Source organism: Luteolibacter luteus, from assembly GCF_012913485.1.
Classification (GTDB): domain Bacteria; phylum Verrucomicrobiota; class Verrucomicrobiia; order Verrucomicrobiales; family Akkermansiaceae; genus Haloferula; species Haloferula lutea.
On the sequence record NZ_CP051774.1, the window covers coordinates 5103068 to 5123261 of the forward strand.

The 20194-nt window shown below is 61.1% G+C and carries 16 protein-coding genes; 9 read left to right on the forward strand and 7 right to left on the reverse strand.

Annotation, left to right across the window (positions count from 1 at the left end; all coding sequences use genetic code 11):
- Positions 1–49: 49 nt before the first annotated feature.
- From HHL09_RS21090 to HHL09_RS21110, 5 genes are all read left to right on the forward strand, one after another.
- Complete coding sequence (locus HHL09_RS21090; protein WP_169456633.1) at positions 50–991, forward strand: DMT family transporter; 942 nt, start codon at positions 50–52, stop codon at positions 989–991.
- Positions 992–1004: 13 nt separating this feature from the next.
- On the forward strand, positions 1005–1985 hold the full coding sequence (locus HHL09_RS21095) for a PLP-dependent cysteine synthase family protein (RefSeq protein ID WP_169456634.1): 981 nt from the start codon (positions 1005–1007) through the stop codon (positions 1983–1985).
- An 89-nt stretch (positions 1986–2074) separates the two neighbouring features.
- A complete protein-coding gene (locus tag HHL09_RS21100; RefSeq protein ID WP_169456635.1) occupies positions 2075–2878 on the forward strand; it encodes an ABC transporter permease in 804 nt (267 codons plus the stop codon).
- A gap of 172 nt (positions 2879–3050) precedes the next feature.
- Complete coding sequence (locus HHL09_RS21105; protein ID WP_169456636.1) at positions 3051–6029, forward strand: ATP-binding protein; 2979 nt, start codon at positions 3051–3053, stop codon at positions 6027–6029.
- Positions 6026–6664, forward strand: a complete 639-nt coding sequence (locus HHL09_RS21110) for a response regulator transcription factor (RefSeq protein WP_169456637.1) — start codon at positions 6026–6028, stop codon at positions 6662–6664. Before HHL09_RS21105 ends, HHL09_RS21110 begins: the two co-directional genes overlap by 4 nt.
- On the opposite strand, the gene HHL09_RS21115 is transcribed toward HHL09_RS21110, so the two are convergent.
- Positions 6648–7148: a GNAT family N-acetyltransferase gene (locus tag HHL09_RS21115; RefSeq protein ID WP_169456638.1), complete on the reverse strand. Its 501-nt coding sequence runs from the start codon at positions 7146–7148 to the stop codon at positions 6648–6650. The two genes, HHL09_RS21110 and HHL09_RS21115, sit on opposite strands and share 17 nt — an antisense overlap.
- 155 nt (positions 7149–7303) lie before the next feature.
- On the opposite strand from HHL09_RS21115, the gene HHL09_RS21120 reads away from it, so the two are divergent.
- Together HHL09_RS21120 and HHL09_RS21125 are read left to right on the forward strand one after the other, a co-directional pair.
- A complete protein-coding gene (locus tag HHL09_RS21120; protein WP_169456639.1) occupies positions 7304–9001 on the forward strand; it encodes a hypothetical protein in 1698 nt (565 codons plus the stop codon).
- A 30-nt stretch (positions 9002–9031) separates the two neighbouring features.
- Positions 9032–11515 carry a fibronectin type III domain-containing protein gene (locus HHL09_RS21125; RefSeq protein WP_169456640.1) on the forward strand — a complete coding sequence of 828 codons (2484 nt, stop codon included), beginning with the start codon at positions 9032–9034 and terminating at the stop codon, positions 11513–11515.
- 154 nt (positions 11516–11669) lie between these two features.
- Here the strand turns inward: HHL09_RS21125 and HHL09_RS21130 are convergent, their stop codons facing one another.
- Positions 11670–12575, reverse strand: a complete 906-nt coding sequence (locus tag HHL09_RS21130) for a dienelactone hydrolase family protein (protein ID WP_169456641.1) — start codon at positions 12573–12575, stop codon at positions 11670–11672.
- Between the two features lie 140 nt (positions 12576–12715).
- On the opposite strand from HHL09_RS21130, the gene HHL09_RS21135 reads away from it, so the two are divergent.
- Positions 12716–14782: an RNA polymerase sigma factor gene (locus HHL09_RS21135; RefSeq protein WP_169456642.1), complete on the forward strand. Its 2067-nt coding sequence runs from the start codon at positions 12716–12718 to the stop codon at positions 14780–14782.
- Positions 14779–16065: a hypothetical protein gene (locus HHL09_RS21140; protein WP_169456643.1), complete on the forward strand. Its 1287-nt coding sequence runs from the start codon at positions 14779–14781 to the stop codon at positions 16063–16065. The genes HHL09_RS21135 and HHL09_RS21140 overlap by 4 nt, the downstream gene beginning before the upstream one ends.
- Before the next feature lie 86 nt (positions 16066–16151).
- Here the strand turns inward: HHL09_RS21140 and HHL09_RS21145 are convergent, their stop codons facing one another.
- The 5 genes from HHL09_RS21145 to hisI form a co-directional block, all read right to left on the reverse strand.
- Positions 16152–17303 carry a prenyltransferase/squalene oxidase repeat-containing protein gene (locus HHL09_RS21145; protein WP_169456644.1) on the reverse strand — a complete coding sequence of 384 codons (1152 nt, stop codon included), beginning with the start codon at positions 17301–17303 and terminating at the stop codon, positions 16152–16154.
- A complete protein-coding gene (locus HHL09_RS21150; RefSeq protein WP_169456645.1) occupies positions 17300–18085 on the reverse strand; it encodes a YdjY domain-containing protein in 786 nt (261 codons plus the stop codon). The genes HHL09_RS21145 and HHL09_RS21150 overlap by 4 nt, the downstream gene beginning before the upstream one ends.
- 43 nt (positions 18086–18128) lie before the next feature.
- On the reverse strand, positions 18129–19052 hold the full coding sequence (locus HHL09_RS21155) for a hypothetical protein (RefSeq protein WP_169456646.1): 924 nt from the start codon (positions 19050–19052) through the stop codon (positions 18129–18131).
- 157 nt (positions 19053–19209) lie between these two features.
- Positions 19210–19566, reverse strand: a complete 357-nt coding sequence (rplS, locus tag HHL09_RS21160; RefSeq protein ID WP_169456647.1) for a 50S ribosomal protein L19 — start codon at positions 19564–19566, stop codon at positions 19210–19212.
- 129 nt (positions 19567–19695) lie between these two features.
- The gene (gene hisI, locus HHL09_RS21165; RefSeq protein WP_169456648.1) at positions 19696–20124 is read right to left on the reverse strand and encodes a phosphoribosyl-AMP cyclohydrolase; all 429 of its coding nucleotides are present in this window, start codon (positions 20122–20124) and stop codon (positions 19696–19698) included.
- Positions 20125–20194 lie beyond the last annotated feature (70 nt).

Genomic DNA, 20194 nt, shown 5'->3' on the forward strand with positions numbered 1-20194 from the left:
TTGGGAATTCGGCTTTTCCCTTGGCGGCCTTGCCCCCAGCGTGACTCGCGTGAGCGAGAGCGAGGGAGAGCACCGCTGGACCAAGGTTTTGCCGCCGGTGCTCGTCTGCGCATTGCTGTGGGGCAGCGCTTTCCCCGGGATCAAGGCGGTCTATCAGATTTGGGCCTCCAGCGGGATCGAGGCCGGAGCTTCCGAGTGCTGGTGGTTCGCGGGCGTGCGCTTCACCTTGGCTGGGCTTATGTTGCTTGCGGTCGCCAAGCGGCCTTTCGCGGAGTTCAGAGCGACGCCGAAGCTGGCGCTGTTAGGCTTCACGGCGACCCAGGCATTCGGCCAATACCTGCTCTTCTATCTGGCGATTTCGATCGCGAGTGGAAGCTTGGCGGGCTTGCTCTCCTCAGCGGGAAGTTTCTGGTGGATGCTGCTCGGGCCGCTGGTGGCGGGCGTCGCGTGGCCGACCCGTTGGCAGTGGTCGGCGATTGCGGTAGGCGGCCTTGGAGTCGCGCTGGCTGCCGGTACCGCGCCGCATGCGGCAGGGGCTGGCAATCCTTGGCTGGGGACCCTGCTTTTGTTAGGCTCCACCGGCCTTGGTACCTTGGGTTTGGTCCAGTTCGCGGCCCTGCGGAAAACCATTGGGGCACGGGCGGCCACGGGCTTTTCCCTCTTTGGCGGCGGACTGGGCTTGTTGCTGGTCGGGGCGCGGGCCTTTCCTGAGGCAGCCCGGCTCATGCCTCCTCATGCCATCGGCCTTACTTTGTGGCTGGCCTTTGTTTCTGCGGCCGCCTTCGGCTTGTGGAACCATTTGTCCACGCTGCACCCCATGCCTCTGCTTGCTGGCAACCGTTTCCTCATCCCGCTTTGCGCCACCATGGAGTCGATGCTCTTTCTCGGTGAGCGGCCCGGCTGGGGATTTGCTTGTGGCGCGGCTCTGATTCTCGGTTCGCTGGTGGCGCTTCAGCGCGGGTCCACGCTTGGCGGGAAAGCAGGCGGGTGATTGGATGAGAGCCATGGCACCCCATGTCCTCGCTGCGCCCCGCGCCGTCGCCCTCGGCGGTCGCTTCATCCGTCAGATCCCGCCGACTCCGCTGGTGCCGGTGACCTTGGATGAGGAGCTCGGTCCGGTGTGGTGCAAGCTGGAATTCATGAATCCCAGCGGCTCCACGAAGGACCGCATCGCCCGGCACATCCTGGAAAAGGCATGGCGCCGCGGCGACCTGCGGGAGGGCGATACGGTCGTGGAGGCTTCGAGCGGCTCCACCAGCATCGCGCTCGCGCTGGCCTGCGCGCAAATGGGGCTGAAATTCGTCGCCTTCATCCCGTCCAGCGCCACCAACGAACGCGGCTTGATGATCCGCGCTTACGGCGGGGAAGTGCAGCGCGTGGAAGGCGGCATGCGGAAGGTGTTGGAAGCGGCGGCTGAAGCGGCCCTGCTCAATGGCTGGTTCGCCGCTCGGCAATTCGAGAATCCCGACAATGCCGAGGCGCACCGCATGTTCACCGGTCCCGAGATCCTTTCCCAGATGGAGTGCGGCTGCGTCGATGCCGTGGTCAGCGGTGTCGGAACCGGTGGTACCCTGCGGGGCCTGTGGGAAGCCTTTGACGATGCTGGCTGTGGATCCCGCGCTTATGCTGCCATCCCGCGCGAGGGCAGGGCTTATGGCGACAATGCCGAGTCTTGCAGTCTCGCCTTCAGCAAGGAAGTCCCCGGCGTGGCGGAGTGCCTTTCCGCGCTCTACCAGGAGTGGAAAGACGGTCCCCGGGGCGGCGTGATCGAGGAAATCGCCGCGCGCGAAGACGTCTGCCTAGACCTCACCCGGAAGCTCTGGGCAATGGGGTATCCCGTCGGTCCCAGCTCCGGGCTCAATTACGCCGCCTCGCTGGAAGTGAAACGCCGCCTCGGCGTGGATGCGCGGGTGGTGACCGTATTTCCCGACCGTATGGAGCGTTACTTTTCCCACCGCGTCTTCGAAGATCTGCGGGCTGAGTGACCTGGCCCCGCTTTTCCCTTTGACCCGGGCCCGATCCGCGCTGGATTGCTGCGCGCGACCGTCATCCATTTCCTCGCGACTCCAGAGCCATGTTCAAGCCCTCCGTCATCCGCGCGCTGCTGACCCGCTACGTGCTGCTCTACGCGAAGAACCCGATGCGGGCCTTCGAACTCTTCTTCTGGCCGCTGGTGCAGCTGTTGGTTTGGGGATTCGTCACTATGTTCCTGCAGCAGCAGGGCGGGGGAGGAAAGTTCCCGCAGTACATCACCTTCCTCATCGGCGGGATCATCCTGTGGGATTCGTTGTTCCGCGCCCAGCAGGGGGTTTCCATCTCTTTCTTGGAAGACGTTTGGACGAGAAACCTGCTGAATATTTTCGCCGCTCCCGTGCGGATGACGGATTATATCGCGGCCACCTTCGGGGTTGGCCTGTTGCGTGTCGGGATCACCGCCATCGTTCTCGTGATCGTTGCGGCGGCGGCTTATTCCTTCAATCTCTTCCAGTTCCAGTGGGGTCTCATTGCCTACTATGCGAACCTGATGATCTTCGGTTGGGCACTCGGGATTCTCTCGATCGCGCTGATTCTTCGCTGGGGCCATGGGGCGGAGTCCTTGGCATGGGCGCTGCCCTTCATGATTCAGCCCTTCGCCTGTGTCTTCTACCCGGTGTCCACGCTGCCGCAGTGGATGCAGGCAATCGCCGCGGTTTTCCCGCCCGCCCACGTCTTTGAGGGGATGCGTGGCGCGATCCTGCATGGCGGTTTCGACTTCAAGCAATTCCTAGCCGCGCTGGGTCTGAATGTCATCTATCTCGCCGCCGCCGGTTGGACTTTCTCTGCCGTGCTGAAGACCGCCCGCGACAAGGGTCTGCTGGTGAAGACCTCCTCGACCTGAGTTCTTTCCGATTCCTCTCCATTTGTAGAGAAATCGGGAATGGCGCATCCCGGAGTTGGGATATAGGCCGGATCAGGTGAAAAAGGAGGGAGACGTGGAGGATTCGATCGCAAGACAGGCATGCCTACGGCGGAGCCCGAGGTACTGGCCGGCGCTCGTCTTGTGCCTATCCGTGATTCTTTGTTCCTTTGCCTCAGGCGGGTCCGTCTCGTTGCAGGATCTGTGGAAACGCTCGATCGAGGAAGGTAGCTCCGCCGAAACGATCCAAGTGACCGGCAAGGTCCTTGCGACTGATCCCACGGGTGGACGATTGGTGATCGCGGATGAGTCCGGGCCGGTCATCCTTGCACTCCAGTTGCCTCCCGAAGCTTGGGAGCTGGTCGGATCAGGGAAGATCCTCCAGCTCGACTTTCCGCCCGGCCGCTTCGAACGCCGCGGTGCCGTGATCGATTGCGGCGGCGGCTACTTGATCGAGATCGATGGTCGCCACCCGCCGGTGCAGCGTCGCGCTTCGGTTTTCCTTTCCAAAGGGAAACATCCGCTGCGCCTTGAGTGGTTCAATGGTCAGGCCCAGTCCACCCTTCAGCTGGGTTGCGAGGGCCCTGGTGGCAATCATCCTTCGATCCCCGAAACATGGCTCTCCCATGAGGAGGGGCCGGGTCTTCACTACGAGCGTTTCCTCGTGAATGAGATCTCGTCGCTCGACGAAATTCCTATGGCTGGCAGCGGAACCAATGCGGGTACCGTACAGGGAATCGATGCCGCCATCGCTGGCGATCTCGCGAATGTCGCGTTGCGCTTCACCGGGCAGATCGAGGTGCCGGAAGATGGCATCTATCAATTTCATCTTACCAGTGATGACGGAGCCCGCTTGAAGATCGGCGGTCTGCGGCCGGGATGGAAGCTTCTCGACGATGATCAAAAAGTCTCTGAAGCTTCATGGCAGAGCATCGAGAGCAACGTCACCTATGCCGCCCTTGAAGGCCCGCATCTGCGCCTTGAAGTGGCGACAGACCAGAAGCGGTTCGAGCTTCTCGTGCTGAACCCAGCCGGGCTGGACGCTCGCGAACTGGTAGGCAAGCGCATCACCGCATCAGGCGTAGCTCACGAGGGCGGCATCTGCGTGCTCGGATCCGCAGAGCTTCATTTCGTGACCGGCGGCAACAAGCCCGCGGCTCAGTTCACGCTAGCTGCACAGATACGCGAGCTGCGGCCCGAGGAAGCGGCGCGTGCTCAGCCGGCGGTGCTGCAAGGCGTGGTCACGATGGTGAACTACCGCTCGATGGTGCTGCAGGATGAAAGCGGAGGTATCTTCGTGCTCGCGGAGATGAATCCACCGGACCCACTGCCGGAGCCGGGCGAATGGTGGCGTGTGGAAGGACATACTGCGTCCGGGGATTTCGCGCCTCTGATCATCGCGGAGAAGTGCAGCTTTCTGCGCTCCGGTGCCTTGCCTGCCCCGAGCCGGCCGAGTTGGGATGAAATCCTGAGCGGCAGCCTGGATGCCCAGCAGGTGGAGATCGAAGCGGTGGTCACCGCCGTGAGCCCGGACCGCACCGAGTTGCTTACGAGTGATGGTACCGCGGTGGTGCGCTCGGATGAATTCTATCCACTGCCTGCAGAGCTGCGTAGTCCCGGTGCGGTGGAGCTGTTAGGTGCGCGCGTGAAGCTCCGCGGCGTCTTCGCCACCGGCTGGAATCCTCAGCTTGGCCGCCGCACGCCGGGTGTTTTTTCTCTGGGAAATGCCAGCCTTTCCGTCGAGGAACTCGCGCCGAAGGATCCTGCAGAGGTGCCATTGGTGACGATCAAGGACCTGTGGAGTTTTGCCTCGAAGTCCACCACTCTGAATCGTGTCCGCCTTCGTGGTCAGATGATGTCGCGGGATACCGGAACCCTGCTGGTTTCCGATGGCACCCATGGCCTCCGTCTTGCGAGCACATCGCCACAAGGCTGCATCCCCGGGGATGAAGTGGAAGTCACCGGCTTCCCGCGCATGGGTCCGATTTCGCCGCTGCTGGCTCATCCGGTAGTGCGGGTGCTCTCCCATGAGAAGCTGCCGGAGCCTCTGGTGCGGGATGTCTCGACACTCCCCGATCTCTCGCTCGATAGCCGCTTGGTTCGCGTGGAGGGTCGCGTCATCAGCGATACGATCCAAGGCGGCGAACGCCGGGTGGAAATGGAATCGGGCATGCTGCGATTTGCCGCGGTGAGCGTGGAGGCTTCCAATATCCGCGAGCCCTTGCTTGCTGATTCCCGCGTTCGGGTCGACGGGGTTTATTCGGTGCTCGCTTCGGAGACCCCGGCAGCAGGCCCGGGTCGCTTCGAGATCCAGATTTCCAGCGATCAAGCCTTGCAAGTCATCTCCCGGCCACCGTGGTGGAGCACTCGTCGGCTCCTCATGCTCGTCGCCTTCCTTTTTGGCGGACTCGCATTGGTCATGGGGTGGGTGGTGGTGCTGCAACGCATGGTGGCCCGACGCTCCTCGCAGCTCGTTGCGGAAATCGCGAAAAAGGAACACGCGGAAACCGAGCGCGCTCTCGAACAGGAGCGTGCCCGCGTGGCGCGCGACCTCCACGACGAGCTGGGCGCCGGACTAACAGAAATCGGGCTCCTCGGTTCTCTTATGGGAAATCCTGCGATTCCAGAGACCGCGAAGTCGGGCTACCTGGGCACCCTTGGCGATGTGTCGCGATCGCTTGTCTCCTCTCTCGATGCCATCGTGTGGGCCATCAATCCGGAGTACGACACGGTGGATGACCTGGCCGGTTACCTCTGGCTCCAGGCGCAGCGTCTCCTAAATCCCGCAGGGATCGAGTGCAGTCCGATGAAGCCGGTTGAAATCCCCAGCCGCAGCCTGGGCTCGAGTTCCCGGCATGCGCTGTTGCTCGCCTTCAAGGAGGTGCTGAACAACGTCATCAAGCATTCCAAGGCAACCCGCGTTGACCTCGGGATCCACGTGGAGAACGAAAACATGATCCTCAGCATCGCCGACAACGGTAGCGGCATTCCCGCGGATGAGGTGCCACTTGGCAGCCAGGGGATCGCCGGGATGCACGAGCGCATGCGCGACCATGGGGGCTCGTGCGAAATCCTTGCGAGACCGGCAGGTGGCACGATCGTAAACCTTACACTTCCGCTCAGATCTTCATGAAGGAACCCAAGACTCCGGTGGCCGTGGTGGAGGACAGCCAGACCACCCGCGACGCGCTGAAAACGATTATCGACCTCGAGCCCGATCTCGAGTGCGTGGTCACCTGCTCCACTGGCGAGGAAGCGCTGAAGATCCTGCCGCGGATCTCTCCTGCTCTGGTCCTGATGGACATCCAGCTTCCCGGTATTTCCGGGATCGAATGCGTGAAGCGCCTCCGTGAGGCTCTGCCGGACGTGCTTATCGTCATGGTTACCGTGTATGAAGACCCCATTCGCATCTTCAGCGCCCTGCGTGCCGGTGCGAATGGCTATCTGCTCAAGCGATCCACGCCGGAGGAAATGATCAATGCCATTCGCGAAGTGCGGCGGGGCGGGGGAGCGATGAGTGGCGGCGTGGCGATGAAGGTCATCCAGTACTTTAGCGAGCAAGAGCAGCAAAACCAGGAGCTGGATTCCCTGACGCGCCGCGAATCGGAGGTTCTCGAACTCCTTTCGAGCGGACTCGGAAACAAGGACATCGCGTCCCGGCTCGGCGTTTCGGTGGATGCCGTGCGTTGGCATCTGCGCGCGATCTACACGAAGCTGCACGTGCACAATCGCACCGAAGCAGCGATGAAGTTCAGGGGGCTTCAGTGATGGAAGCCGGAGCGAATTGCCTGCGGTATTTGACGAAGGCCCGCTTCGTGTCGCTTGCGAAACCGCAACGATGGAAGAATTCGTGAGCGCTTGTCCGGCTTGCACTGCTCAGCAGCATCAGCTTGCTGCAATCATGCTCAAGCGCCAGTCGCTCGGCTTCCTGTAGCAAGAGTCGGCCAATGCCATGTCCCCGCAGCTGTGTCGCGACGATGACATTCTCGATGACGCCATATGGCTGCTGCCGATACATCACGTCCGCGCAGAGGTTGAGATGTGCCGTGCCGTAAACCTTCCCGCCCAGCTCTGCCACGAGCAAGAAACTCGAAGATGAAGACTCCAGCGTGGTGATCTGATCCGGCTGAACGCAGATCGAAGGATCGGAGACCAATTCGCGATAGAGCGCTTCGATCGCTCCTGCATCAGCCGGAGTCGCCCTGCGAATCAGCGGGGCCTGTTTCTTGGGACTCTCGTGCGTCGACGACATTGCGGAAGGCAGGCTGCCAATTCGTTCCAGGACTGAAAAGGAGCGAGTTCCGCTATTGATGGCTGCGGGTTTCTCTCCACTTGGACAGGTAGGCAGGGCAAGGGGCGCGACTAGGCTCGCCGAGGCCCGGGGACCAATCCCGGCCACGCCTTTGAATGACCTTGCGACTTAACAAGCGGATCTCCGGCCGGACTTTGTTCCTGCCGCTCGCCGCCATGCTGGCCCTTGCGGGACCGGCCGCTGCCAGCGGCCCGGACATCGTCAATATCATCAATTTCATCCGCGGCGTAGAGCCGCGCGGCCCGGTAGATCTGGTGGAGCCGGTGAAGGAACAGCTGAAGCTGGGCCGCCAGCATCGCCTGCCCACCACCTGGCTGATCCAGTACGATGCCCTGATCAAACCGGAGTTCACCGACCTTCTCAAAAAGGAAATGGGGCCCGATGACGAGATCGGAGCGTGGATCGAGGTGGTGCAGCCGCAGGTGGAAGCCGCGGGCCTTCAGTGGCGCGGTCGGTTCCCCTGGGACTGGCACGTGAATGTCGGCTTCACCCACGGCTATCAAGTCGAGGAGCGGAAGAAGCTGATGGATGTCTACATGGCGAAGTTCAAGGAGGTCTTCGGCAAGTATCCCAAATCCGCCGGTTGCTGGATCATCGATGCTCCCACCCTGAACTACCTGCATGACCGCTACGGCATCGAAGCCGCCTGCAATTGCAAGGATCAGAGCGGTACCGATGGCTACACGCTCTGGGGCGGCTATTGGAACCAAGCCTATTACCCGAGCCGACTGAATGCATTCATGCCCGCGCAGAACGCGGAGCAGCAGCTCAATGTCCCGGTCTTCCGCATGCTCGGTAGCGATCCGGTGCACCAGTATGACCAGGGCATTGGCTCTTCATGGCAAGGAGTCGTCACCCTGGAGCCGGTCTATCGACCCGGTGGTGGCGATCCGAAGTGGGTGGATTGGTTCTTCGATACGAACTTCAACCAGCCGAGCCTCGCCTTCTCCTACATGCAGGCTGGGCAGGAGAATTCCTTTGGCTGGCCCGCGATGTCGGCCGGTCTCAAGGACCAATACGCGAAGCTTTCCACACTCAACAAGCAGCGGAAGATCCGCGTGGAAACGCTACAGGATTCCGCGAAGTGGTTCCGCGACAAGTATAAGACGACGCCCGCCAGTTCGATCGTGGCGCTTGGGGATTCGAAGGGAGATCCCAATCGCAGCATCTGGTATGAGAGCCGCTTCTACCGCGTGAACTTCGCTTGGGAAGGCGACCAGTGGCGCATCCGCGACCTGCATGTCTTCAATCAGGATTATGCGGAACGCTATCTCGACAAACACGAGCCCACCGCTGTCGCTACCTACGACACCCTGCCCGTGATGGACGGCTTCCACTGGAGCAAGCCGAACGATATCGCCGGCATTCGCGGCGTAACCGGCGAATCACAGGCGTTGTTGACCAAGGGGCTCCCTGTGGTGAAAGAGCAAGGCACCGAGTCCCTGTCGTTCACCTGCGATCTCGCATCCGGCGGCGTTCTCCAAGTGCGCTGCGATCCGACGCGCCTCGCCATCGGCCTTGCAGGTGACGCCGCGCCCGAAGATTGGGCGCTGGAGATGGCGTGGGCTGCGGGCAAGGAGCCGCCTGTCGCGAGCATCGTCAAGAACGTCATCAATTACCGGCATGAGGGCTTCGGCTACGCCTTGCCATGCGGCAGCAGCGAGGTTTCCCGCCTCGAGGGGCAGAACAAGATCCGCATCAAGGATTCCGATGGTGCCGTGATTTTCAGCTTCGGCGCCGACAAGTCCACCTCCGCCTTGGAGGCCGGTGATCGGCTACCTGCCAACCCTTGAGATTTCAAACGAACCCAACCCCACTAACCCATGAAAGCAAAACTTATCCCCCTCCTGGCCTTGGCTGCCTCCGCACCGGCGTCGAATGCCGCGGTCTTCATCCAGGAGCTCTTCGACAATATCTCCAGCGCCGATGTTACCCTCAACGGTGCCGGCGATACCACCAGCTCGCTCGGCCTGACCGGGACCTGGCTTACGAATGGCAGTGAAGGCATCTTCACCGCTAACAACTTCAACGTCGATGGCGCAAGCTTGCCCGGCCTGCCCTCGAACGGCGGCGCGAACGGGGGGATCTGGAATAACACCGGCGGTTGGAATACGAACATTTATGCCACCCGCCCGCTGGCCGCGCCGATCGATTTCAATGTCGACCGGATCATTTATTTCAGCGTCCGCTTGAAGAATGACGGAGATACTTCCATGGGCGTGGGTTTTGCATCGGGTGATACCGCAGCCGATCAGTTCGTTGGCGCGGGTTTCACCTGGAATAATGCCATCCCCCTTGGATCTTCATCGAACGTTGCGGGTAATGCTTCGTACATTTCCCACGGTGTGTTGGATAATACCGTGGACAATGGGGTATATGGGATCCGTGTTTTCGACGGGCAAGGCACCATCAACGGCTACGGCCTGCTGGTCGGACAGATCACCATCAAGGCGACGGGCGACGATCAGATTCAGATCAAGCGTTATTCGGAAAATGAGACGATCGATAACGACCTGGATGCCATCGTGTGGAGCACCAGTACCACGGTGAACTCCTCGATGCTTGCATCGCGTCTCCTTCTTTGGATCAACGGCCAGGGAAATGGCGAGCTTGATGCGATCCGCTTCGGTGATACTTGGACCGATGTCACCGGTGTCGAGTTGGCGGGCGCGGGCCAGCCTGCCTTGTCCGGAGCCAGTGTAGTGAACATCACCGCGACGGGTGCCCAGGCCAGTGCGAATCTCTTCACCAGCCCCGCGAACGTCACCCTTCACTGGGATACCTTCGATGCCGGTGTAGGAGCATGGGCGAATGCGAATCCTCTCGGCAGCCGTCCTGTCGGCGCGGTCAGCGGTGGTATTACCGGGCTCGCTCCGGACACCCTTTATTTCTATCGCTTCCACGCGGTGAATGCCGACGCCGAACCTGACCTCGAGGCGTGGAGCGAACCTGCGAAGTCTTTCGTCACACCGCCTACAGGTCTTGCCCTGACCGATGTGGTCGCAGGTCCTTTCTCGGCCTTCGAGGTGGACATCGTCTGGACAGACACCTTCAGCACCGAGTCCGGATTCATTGTCCAACGCTCGGCGGCGGGTGCGAACGCGTGGGTGAACGTGGGAACTGCTCCGGCCAATGCCACGGTCTTCACGGACAAATATTCGGGCCTCCTTCCGAATACGAGCTACGACTATCGTGTGATTGCCACGAATGCCTCCGGGAATTCGGATCCTTCCAATGTCTCCACGACCACCACGCTGGAAGCGACCCCGCTGGAGACGAAGCTTCTGATCAATTTCGACGGGACGCTGGATGGCACCATCTACACGCCATCTCTCAATGAGGTGGATCTCACCGGAACCTTCAAGGCGAACGGCGCTCCAGTCGTGAATGGTGGCGTGGCCGTGCTCAATCCAGGGAACGAAAACGGTCCCGATGGCTTCGACATCGATCCGGTAAGTCTCGGCAATCTCACCACGCAAAACTGGGTGGCAGAAGCCGTCGTGACCTACCAATCCAGCGGTGACACCATGACCACTCCGGTGCTGATGGATGTGCAGGGAGACTGCAACATCCGCCTGCGTGACGAACTCGATGCGAACGCGCTCCAGATGTTCTACTGGAACGGTAGCGCGGTGAAGCAGGCCTATACGACGCTTCCGCCGAATGGCCTGCAGGTCCACATCGCCTATGCGTGGGACGCCAGCACTACCACGCTCACCGGCTATGTGAATGGCGTCGCCTTCGGTTCATTGAGCGGCGGTGCTTTTCAGACTCCGGATACCAGCACCCTGAGCTTCGGCTACTTCGGGCGGACCGGATTCGAGGGCCGTGGAATCGAGGGCACGCTGAATGCCGTGGCCTTCCAGGCAGGCACCGCCGCCTTCAATCCGGCCACCGGCTTCCTGATCTTGCCGGAAAGCCAGACCTTCGCGGAATGGATCGGTAGCTTCCCGGTCGGAGACCAAGCTGGTTTTGACGACGACGCCGATGGCGATGGCCTGAGCAATGGAGTGGAAGCCTTCCTCGGAACAAATCCAAGCACGCAGAACGGTAGCGGTATTTCCGGGATCACCACCAATGGCACCATCACGACCTTCAGCCATCCCAAGGCGAATCCGCCGGTTAGCGATGTTACCGGTTCCTACGAGTGGTCGCTTGATCTCGCCACCTGGTATGCTGGCGATGGCGTCGAGGGGCCGGTCGATGGTCCCACGGTGACTATCCCGGCTACCGCGGGTGCCACGGTCACTGCCACCAGCAGTGTGCCCACGGCCAGGATCTTCATCCGCATCGTCGCCGAAGACTGAAGCAGGGCCGCAATTTCCAGCTCACCGGATTCTTTGGGTTTTCCGGTGAGCTGTCTCGTCGCTCATTGACGCTCTTCCGGGTTGGGAGTTGGGAGAACTTGCCAGCCCGCACAGGGGAAGACGTCAATGAGCGCCATGCGAGGGCGAGACCTCCTCAGGCCAAGTTCTTCTTGAAGAACTCAATTGTCCGCGTCCAAGCGAGATCCGCCTGTTCCTTGTCGTATCTGCCAGTCGAGTCGTTGTGGAAACCGTGATTGGTTTTCGGATACATGTGCATCGTGTAGTCCGCCTTTGCTGCCTTCAGGTCCTCCTCATACTCCGGCCATGCGGCGTTCACTCGCTCATCCAGCTCCGCTAGTTGGATCAACAGCGGCCCCTTGATATCCTTCCGCAGCTCCTTCGCCGCGGGTGTACCGTAGAAGGGGACACCCGCATTGAGGTCCTCGGGCATCACCGCTGCCAGCAGGTTTACGATGTAGCCGCCAAAGCAGAAGCCCACGGCGCCCAGCTTCCCGTTGCTTCGTTCGTGCCGCTTGAGAAACCGTGCCGCGGCGAGGAAGTCCTGCTCGATCTTCCCGCGATCCATCGCGCCCTGCTTCGCCCGGCCCTCATCGTCATTGCCCGGATAGCCGCCCACCGGGAAAAGCGCATCGGGCGCGAAGGCCACGAAACCGGCCTTCGCCAAGCGCCGCGCCACGTCCTCGATGTAGGGATTGAGTCCGCGGTTCTCATGGATGACCAGTACCGCCGGGCCCTTTGCTTCCGCCAGTGCCTTTGGCACCACCAGATATCCGCGCCCTTTTCCATGGCCTTGCGGTGACTCGAAGGTTTCGTAGGTCGCCTTGATGTCCGGATCGTTGAAGGAGACCTGCTCTGCCGCTGCATAGTCCGGCATCAGCACGCTGAGCATCGATGCCATTGTCAGGCCGCCCGCTGTGAGCGTGGAAAGCCGCGTCATGAAGGTGCGGCGGTCGATGATGCCATGGGCATACTCGTCATACCAGCTGAAGGCTTCCTGGGGAATCGGCAGCGAGGCAGGTGTCGGGTTGGAGGAGTTCATGGAGTTGTTTTCTGAAAATGGACCCGCGAGCATGGCGCGGATCGGATGATGGTGCGACCGGAAAAAGGCGGCACGACTGGGAGGCACTGGATTCTTGAAAATTCCTGTCCGCTTTCGTCTTTTGGCGGTGTCTTTCTGTGATGACAGCGGACGACATAGGGCAACTGCTGGAGAAATTCACCCGCGAGCGATCGGAAGCGGCCTTCCGCGAGTTGGTCCGGGTGCACTCTCCGGTTGTCTACGGCACTGCCCTGCGGATGCTCGGTGGGGATCGTGCTGCGGCGCAGGACGTTACTCAGGAGGTTTTTACGCTGCTGGCTCGGAAGGCTGGCAGCCTGGGTGAGGTGATCCTCTCTGCTTGGCTCTACCGGCAGGCATCCCGACGGGCCTCGAACTTGGTGCGGGCGGAGGGCCGCCGGAAGCAGCGCGAACTCGTAGCCGCCGAAATGATGAACCCTTCGTCACTCCCGGAAGAAGACAGTAGCCGTGTCCTCAGTGGCGTGGTGGACAGGGCTCTCCTCGACTTGCCGTCTGCGGATCGAGACGCGCTGGTGCTTCGCTACTTCGAAGGCCAAGACTATCGCAAGCTGGGCAGCACCTTGGGAACGACCGAAGAGGCGGCTCGCAAGCGGGTGAGCCGGGCTATCGAAAAGCTTGCCGCCGTTCTCCGGAAAAGAGGCATCGCCGTCGGGTCCGCCTCGCTCGGGACCACGATGGCCAGCCTCGGGTCCACCCCCGTGCCGGCCACCGTCCTTTCCCAAGTCACCGCGCAGGCCCTGCTGGCAGTCCCAGCGGCGGGCTGGGCCGGGACGGGGGCCCTGTGGCAGCCCTTCGTCGCGGGGTTGATTCTCAGCGCCGTAGCCGTGGCAGGCACCCTGGTCATGCAGGATTGGCAGTCTCCCGCGGCGGCGGTGTCCGAACTCTCGGCAGAATCCACAGACAAAGATCCGACCGTGAGGCATCTGTTAGATGACAGTCCGTCCTCCGCCGATCTGATCGCCGAGATCAAGCGCACCAATGCCGGGCCCAAGCACGCACTCACCCGGCTGCGGATGGGCGCCGTCCTCGAGCGCATTCCGATTGTGGAGATCGGTGACTTCATTCTCCTAGCCCATGACAAACTCACCCCTGCCGAGCAGGCGGCTTGTTTCGAGCCCCTGCTCGGCCGGTGGCTGAGCAGCGACCCGGCTGCTGCGATGGACTTCGTGGCAAAGCACGATGTGTTCGATGGGGCGAATAAGGTGAATCATACCAGTCTCACCCTGAATCTCTTCGTCGACTGGAGGCGGAAAGACCACGCAGCCGCGCAGGAGTGGTTGTTGCGCTCTTGGGACTCGATCGCGTTAAAGAATGGGCAGTTTGGTAGTCGGGCCCTGCAAGATCGCCTGGCACTGGAAATCGCCGACTCCGCACTCATGGGACGGGATGTTGGTGGCGCGATCGCCTTCCTTCGCCGCGTGCCGGATGCGGAAGTGCAAGGCGATATCCTCAAGTCCCTGATGGGAGGCTCTTACTCTGCCAATGGGTGGCAGAATTTGGAGGGGGAGCAGCTTCTTCAACTTCAGAGGGAAATCGGCCGGTGGCCGGGGGGAGAATCCGGGCGAGCTCTTATCCGAAAACTATGGACGGAGGTCACGGAAGGCTCCCCTGACAAGGTGCAGTCCGCGTGGGAGAGCATGAGTCCTGTCGAGCGCTTCGATGCATCCATGGGCCTCCTGGGGGTCACCAGCCGCCCAGGCGAAATCACGCCCACGCCAGGAAATGGCACGCGGCATAGCTATGAATCGCAAGATGGTTTTGCCGAAGGCGAGCACGCAGCCATCGAGGCCGGACTGGCTGCCGGGATGTCGAGGAGTGAGATTGTTCAGGCTTTGCTTCCGGTGGTTTTGGAAACCTTGCCGGACTGGAAGGCGATTCCTTGGATTGAGGCCCACGGGGATGACCTGGATTTCGACGAGGTTGCACTGGCCAAAGTGAAGACCCTGGGCAAACCGGTTTCTACTTGGAACACGAATGACACTCCTGAAATGCGGACCATCGATTGGGCGTCACGCCTTAGCGATCCGCAGCAACGCCTCAGCCTGTGCAGGGCTGCGTTCTATCGCATGCATATCCGCTCGCGCGGACAGGTGGAAACCTACCTTCAGCGACCGAATCTGCCGGAGGATTTGCGGCAGGAGTTTCAACAAATCCAACGCGGGGAATGATGAAAGTAGAACCGCGCAAAATCTTCGCTTTCACCGCCGGTATCTTGATCCCGCTCAGTGTCACCGCTCCATTCTGGCAGAAGCAGGAGAAGCCTCCGGCGCCAGTGCAACCACCTCGCGGCATCGTCGCACCTCAAGAACGATGGAGCAGTCAGAAGCTCGAAGCCGCACTCGCGAGGATCGATCAAGCCAAGACGAAGGCGGAGATGGTCGATGCAGCGGCGGAGCTGGGGAAAATTCCTGTGAACGAAGTTCCCGCGGCCTTGGAGTCGATCGCTCTGGAGAAGGACGATCGCCTCTCCCTCGCAGCCAGCACTCTTTTGATCCGCTGGGCCTCCGATGATGGAGAGGCTGCCCTCACGTGGGCTTGGAAGGGCTTGAAGAGATCCATGGTATGGCGGGAGGCGGCGCGTTCTATTTTCGCCGCATGGGCTTGGAGCGATCATGCTTCGCTGGGGGAATGGTCCCTGGCATATATGGCGGCGACCAAGCTGGCGGATCCCACCTTGTCGGAAGCCGAGGCATCCGACACGCCGCTGCTCACCTTCGATGACGTGTCGGGAATCGCGCGGATGCTGATCCAGGAGGACCCGAAGGTCGGCTATGAAGTTTTCATCAAACGCGGCGGATTTTCTTCGGTCGACCACGAGATCTATGAGGGGTTCGATGACCCCGCGAAGATCGAGCAAGCGCTCCAAGCTTTTCCAAACCTAGAGGACCTCAAGGCCCGCCATCACTCGCTTACTTTCATCAGGGACTCGCTGTCCAATGCCGAGTCTCTCCTCACACGCTGGATGAAGCTCGATCCCGAAGGCTTCGAGAAATCCGGCTACAAGCAGTATCTTCATCCCCGGTTTCTGAGGAACGGAAACGTGGCAGACAAATGGAGGCAAGTGGACTTCTCGGAGCGTGAGTCGGCTGCTAACCGGATTCTTGATAAGGCTGAAGGAGATTTGCGCAGAAGGGCAGTGCTGGGCATCTCAGCGGAATGGGTCTCCCTGGATCCCGCTGCCTGCCGGAGTTGGTTGGAATCCTTGCCGTCCGATCTAACAGTCGAAGCAAGGGGCGGCTACGTCACCGCCCGTGCCTCTCAGGATCTTGAGGGCACCTTGGACTTCATTGGCAGTACCGATCCCTCCTATCGCCACACCTACCTGATGAATGCCTTCGACGCTTGGACCAAGGAGCATCCGGGAGCCGCACCGGACATGGCGACATGGGGCGAACAAGAGCGCCAAGTGTGGAATGATCTCGAAGCCCTGAAGGGCGTGATCGAGAAGTGACGCGGCAACCCGTGCTAGCACCTTAAAACAAAAGAGCGGACCTTCCGGCCCGCTCTTCCGTGAGTCATGAGTCTTCCGAAGACCGGTTAAGGCTGTTCCGGGATCGAGTAGTAGATCTGTGCCAGCGACATCACGCTGTAAGCCGTCACCAGATTCGGATTCGACTCCATCCAGCGGCCATCCGAGTTTGCCCAGGAGCCATCGGCGTTCTGCTTCTTGAGCAGGGCATTGGCCAAGTCCGTGCGCCAATCGACTTCCTTTCCATCCGCCAGCTTGAGCTTGTTCACGCCGGCAGCGGAGAGCGCCTTCGACATGGTCTGGTAGTAGTAGTAGATGCCGGCGGCACCCATGCCCGGGTTTTCCTCGAGCGTGTAGTTCTTGCCGAGCCATTCCTTCACCGCGACCACGCGCGGATCATCCGGGCCCACCTTTGCATAAATCAGCGAAAGGAGACCTGCATAGGAGATCGAGCCATAGGAACGCAGCGCGGTGCGACCGTCCGGCAGCTTGTCCTCTCCGGCCTTTGTCTCGCCCGGATTATAGATGAAGCCACCCTTGTTCTTCGCATCGTCGGAAGCCCACTCCTGGTCATTGGAGCCCGGCAGGTTCTGGCAGCGGGAAAGGAACTTCGCCGCGGCATTCCAATCGAGATCAGGAGCATCGGCACCGTCTTCCACGAACTTGTTGGAAAGCGCCATCGCCTCGATCGCGAGGTAGGTATTGGAGAGGTCGGAGCGGTCGTTCTTCGAGCCGTAGCCGATGCCGCCGTCATACTTGCCATCGGTCTTGCCCTTTTCGCCCGTATCCCACTGCTCGCCCACCAGGTGCTTGCGGCCTTTCAGGATCGCGGGAACGAATTCCGGGCGATCCGCGGCGCTCAGCGCGGTGACGGAGGTGGCGGTGTTATAAACGGAAAGACCCTTGTTATAAATGCCGCCGTCTTCCTTCTGCTGCTTGAGCAGCCAGTCGAAGCCTTTCGCGATGTGCGCAGGCAGTTCCTTCTTTCCCTCCACGGCGGGATCGCGGACCGCGGCGGTCAGCGCCAGCGCCGAGAAGGCGGGAAGCTCGGCATTGTCCCAGTGGCCATCCTCCTGCTGCTGTTTCGCCAGGAAGGCATTGCCGCGGGCGATCGCTTCCTTGATCTCGATCTGCAGGGACAGGTAGGGGTTCTTCGTCGTTTGGCCTTGGGCGAGCGCCATGGTCGAGGCGACGGCGAGGCTGAGTGCTGCTGCTTTCATTTCTTTTCAGCGGGTTTCGCGGGTTCGGCGGGTTTCTTGTAGGGAGAGATGATGACGGTGACTTTTGTTCCCTCCGGCGGCACGCGCTTGGGGAAGGGGAGCCAGACTTCGTCGGAATTGTTGTCCTTGCCGGAGAAGTTGATCAGCGCGGCATTGCTCAGGAAGATCGCCGAGATGTCACCGGTTGCTTCGGCCTGATACTTGTTGTCGTAGAAAATCGAGCCGCCATAGACCCATGGATCGGCGGGCATCGCCTGTCCGGTGCTGGCGTTGGAGATCCACTCGTTGATCTTTGCCGTGCGGGTCTTGCCCTGATCCTCCCACTCCACGCTCATTTCGATGCGATTGGCGGCCTTCACTTCTTCTTTCACCACCGGATAGCGGTTGGTGATGCTGCCGTCTTCCTCATAGGCCGCGTAGAACTCCGGGGAGCCTTCGTAGCGGAGCAGCTTGAATGCGAGGTTCAGGTAGGTCGGCGGGACCTCAGTGAGCAGCAGGGACTCGTGGACCTTGCCCTTGGCGTGCACGATCGCGAATTCCAGCAACTCGCCATTCGCCATGTTCACGGCGGCGGGGAAGCGGATCTCGCGGGTCTTCTTGTTCAGGATCACGTCACCGATCTGCACCCGATCTGCATCGAGTTCCTTGATCGGCGGTTTGTTCTCCGCCACCGGCTGGTCCGGGGCAGGCAGGGTGCTCGGTTCTACCGGTGCCTGATCCTTGGCTGGATCGGCACTCAGGAGCCCCGTGGCGGCAAAAAAAAGGAGGAATCCGCGTGGCATGCGGTGAACGTTCCCATGAGAAACGGAGAGGTCCAGTGTTCTCTTAGGGCCGATGTATCGGCTGCAGCGATTTTCCGAATTCGGACCAGCACAGCCGGGTAATCTTCGAATCCAGCGCTTGGGTGGGATTCTCCTCCGTCGCCAGCGGCTCGGGCGGATTGAATTCCGTGGTGGCGGCCAATTGGTAGGCCACCAGCTTGTAGGCTCCCGTCAGGATTTCCCGGCGCAACTGCTCCGGTTCCGTGGCGAGGGAGAGCGGGAGCTGGCCCGTAGAGGCCGCGCCACTGCCATCGGCCGTCATCTGGAGGAGTATCCCTGGAGAAGAGCCTTCCTTGCGGTCCGGACGCTCCACCCGGGGCTCGAACTTGATGATGCCGGAGGAATGCCGCCCGAGTTCATGGCAGCATTTGGTCAGGATTTCCTCAAGGGCGTCCGCTTGCGCGCTCGAGGGCACGGAGGCCTCAAGTACCACCGGGAGAGCGGCTTCCGGGTCAGTATTCCACATCGCCACCAGCGGGCGCAGGCGCCGGACCCCCGCCAGAGCCGCATCACGTTCCGTCGGAGTGGCCTCGTGACAAACATCGATCACTCGTTCCCAAGCAAGCAGGGCCCGGCTATTGCCGCGCTGCTCCTCAAGATGGATGGCCAGCGTGATGAAAGCACTGGCCCCCTGTCCGGCGTGTTCCCCGTAGGTGCTGAGAGTGGCAGGGGCATCAGGTTCACCGGGATCGATTACCGGTGCGGCGCGGATCGGGCTTTCGATCGCGGCGTTCGCTTTCCGGTCCTCCTCGATCGAAAAAAGCCCGGATTTCTTCGCCACGGACATGGCCGCGTCTTCCCGCACTTGGGCGAGCTCTGCCACGCTCGGCGGCGTCATGAAGTCCATGTGGCGGGTGCCCGTATACCATGGCGCACCGATCGCCACCGCGCTAAGCAGGATCACGATCGGAATGGGCACACGGTTCACGGGCGCGACCATTCCGCATCCCGGGCCACTCGCCAAGAGTCAAGTGGACTGACTTATTGCCAAGTGAGCACCGTTTCGAAGGGGCTGGAAGCACAACGAAAAAACGCGCCGCGGACGAACCGTGGCGCGTTTTGGAAAATTCGGATCTGCCTCCCAATTACTTGTTCTTGGAGTCGGCGGCCTTCACGAGCATGGCCTTCTTGCCGACGCGGCCGCGGAGGTAGTGCAGCTTGGCGCGGCGAACCTTGCCCTTGCTGACCACTTCGATCTTGGAGATACGCGGGGTGTGCAGCGGGAACACACGCTCGACACCTTCGCCGTAGGAGATCTTACGGACGGTGAAGGAAGCGTTCACGCTGGTGCCGCGGCGGGCGATGACGATGCCTGCAAAGATCTGCACGCGCTCTTTGCCACCTTCCACAACCCGGGTGTGCACCTTCACGGAATCACCAACGCGGAAGTCTGCGACGTCCGATTTCAGCTGCTCCTGCTCGATTTTCTTGATGATGTCCATGGCGGTCCTCCTTGCTTTGGAAAAGTGAATGATTCGCACCCGGCGGCGCGAGGGGCGGGAGAACTAGGGGAACGAACCCCCGATTGCAACCGCGAAATTCGCGAATTTACCGGGAATTTCAAGCGGGCTTCAGCCATTTCCAACCTTGTGGGCTTCCCGGAAGCTCAAGAGCGCTCCACCTTCTTCGCTGCGGCCCGCGACTTTCCGGTAGAAACAGTCGTTCCGGCCCGTGTGGCAGCAGCCACCGCCGAGTTGCTCGACGTAGACCACCAGCGCATCCTGGTCGCAGTCGGTGCGGATCTCCACCACCTTTTGGACCTGACCGGAGGTCTTGCCCTTGTGCCAGATTTCCTTCCGGCTGCGGGACCAGTAGACGGCCTCGCCCAGCTCTAGTGTGAGCTTCAGGGACTCGGCGTTCATATAGGCAAGCATGAGCGGCTCCTTGGTCGCTGCGTCGATCGCCATTGCAGGCACCAGACCGTCGGCATCGAACTTCGGGGTGAAAACGAGGCCTTCTTCGAGCTGCTTCTTGTCACCGGGCGGTGGAAACGCGTTCATGTCAGGGCCTGTAGATGCAGGATGGCACCGGGGCAAGCCGTGTGTCCGCCAGCCTGAAATTCCTCCCGCT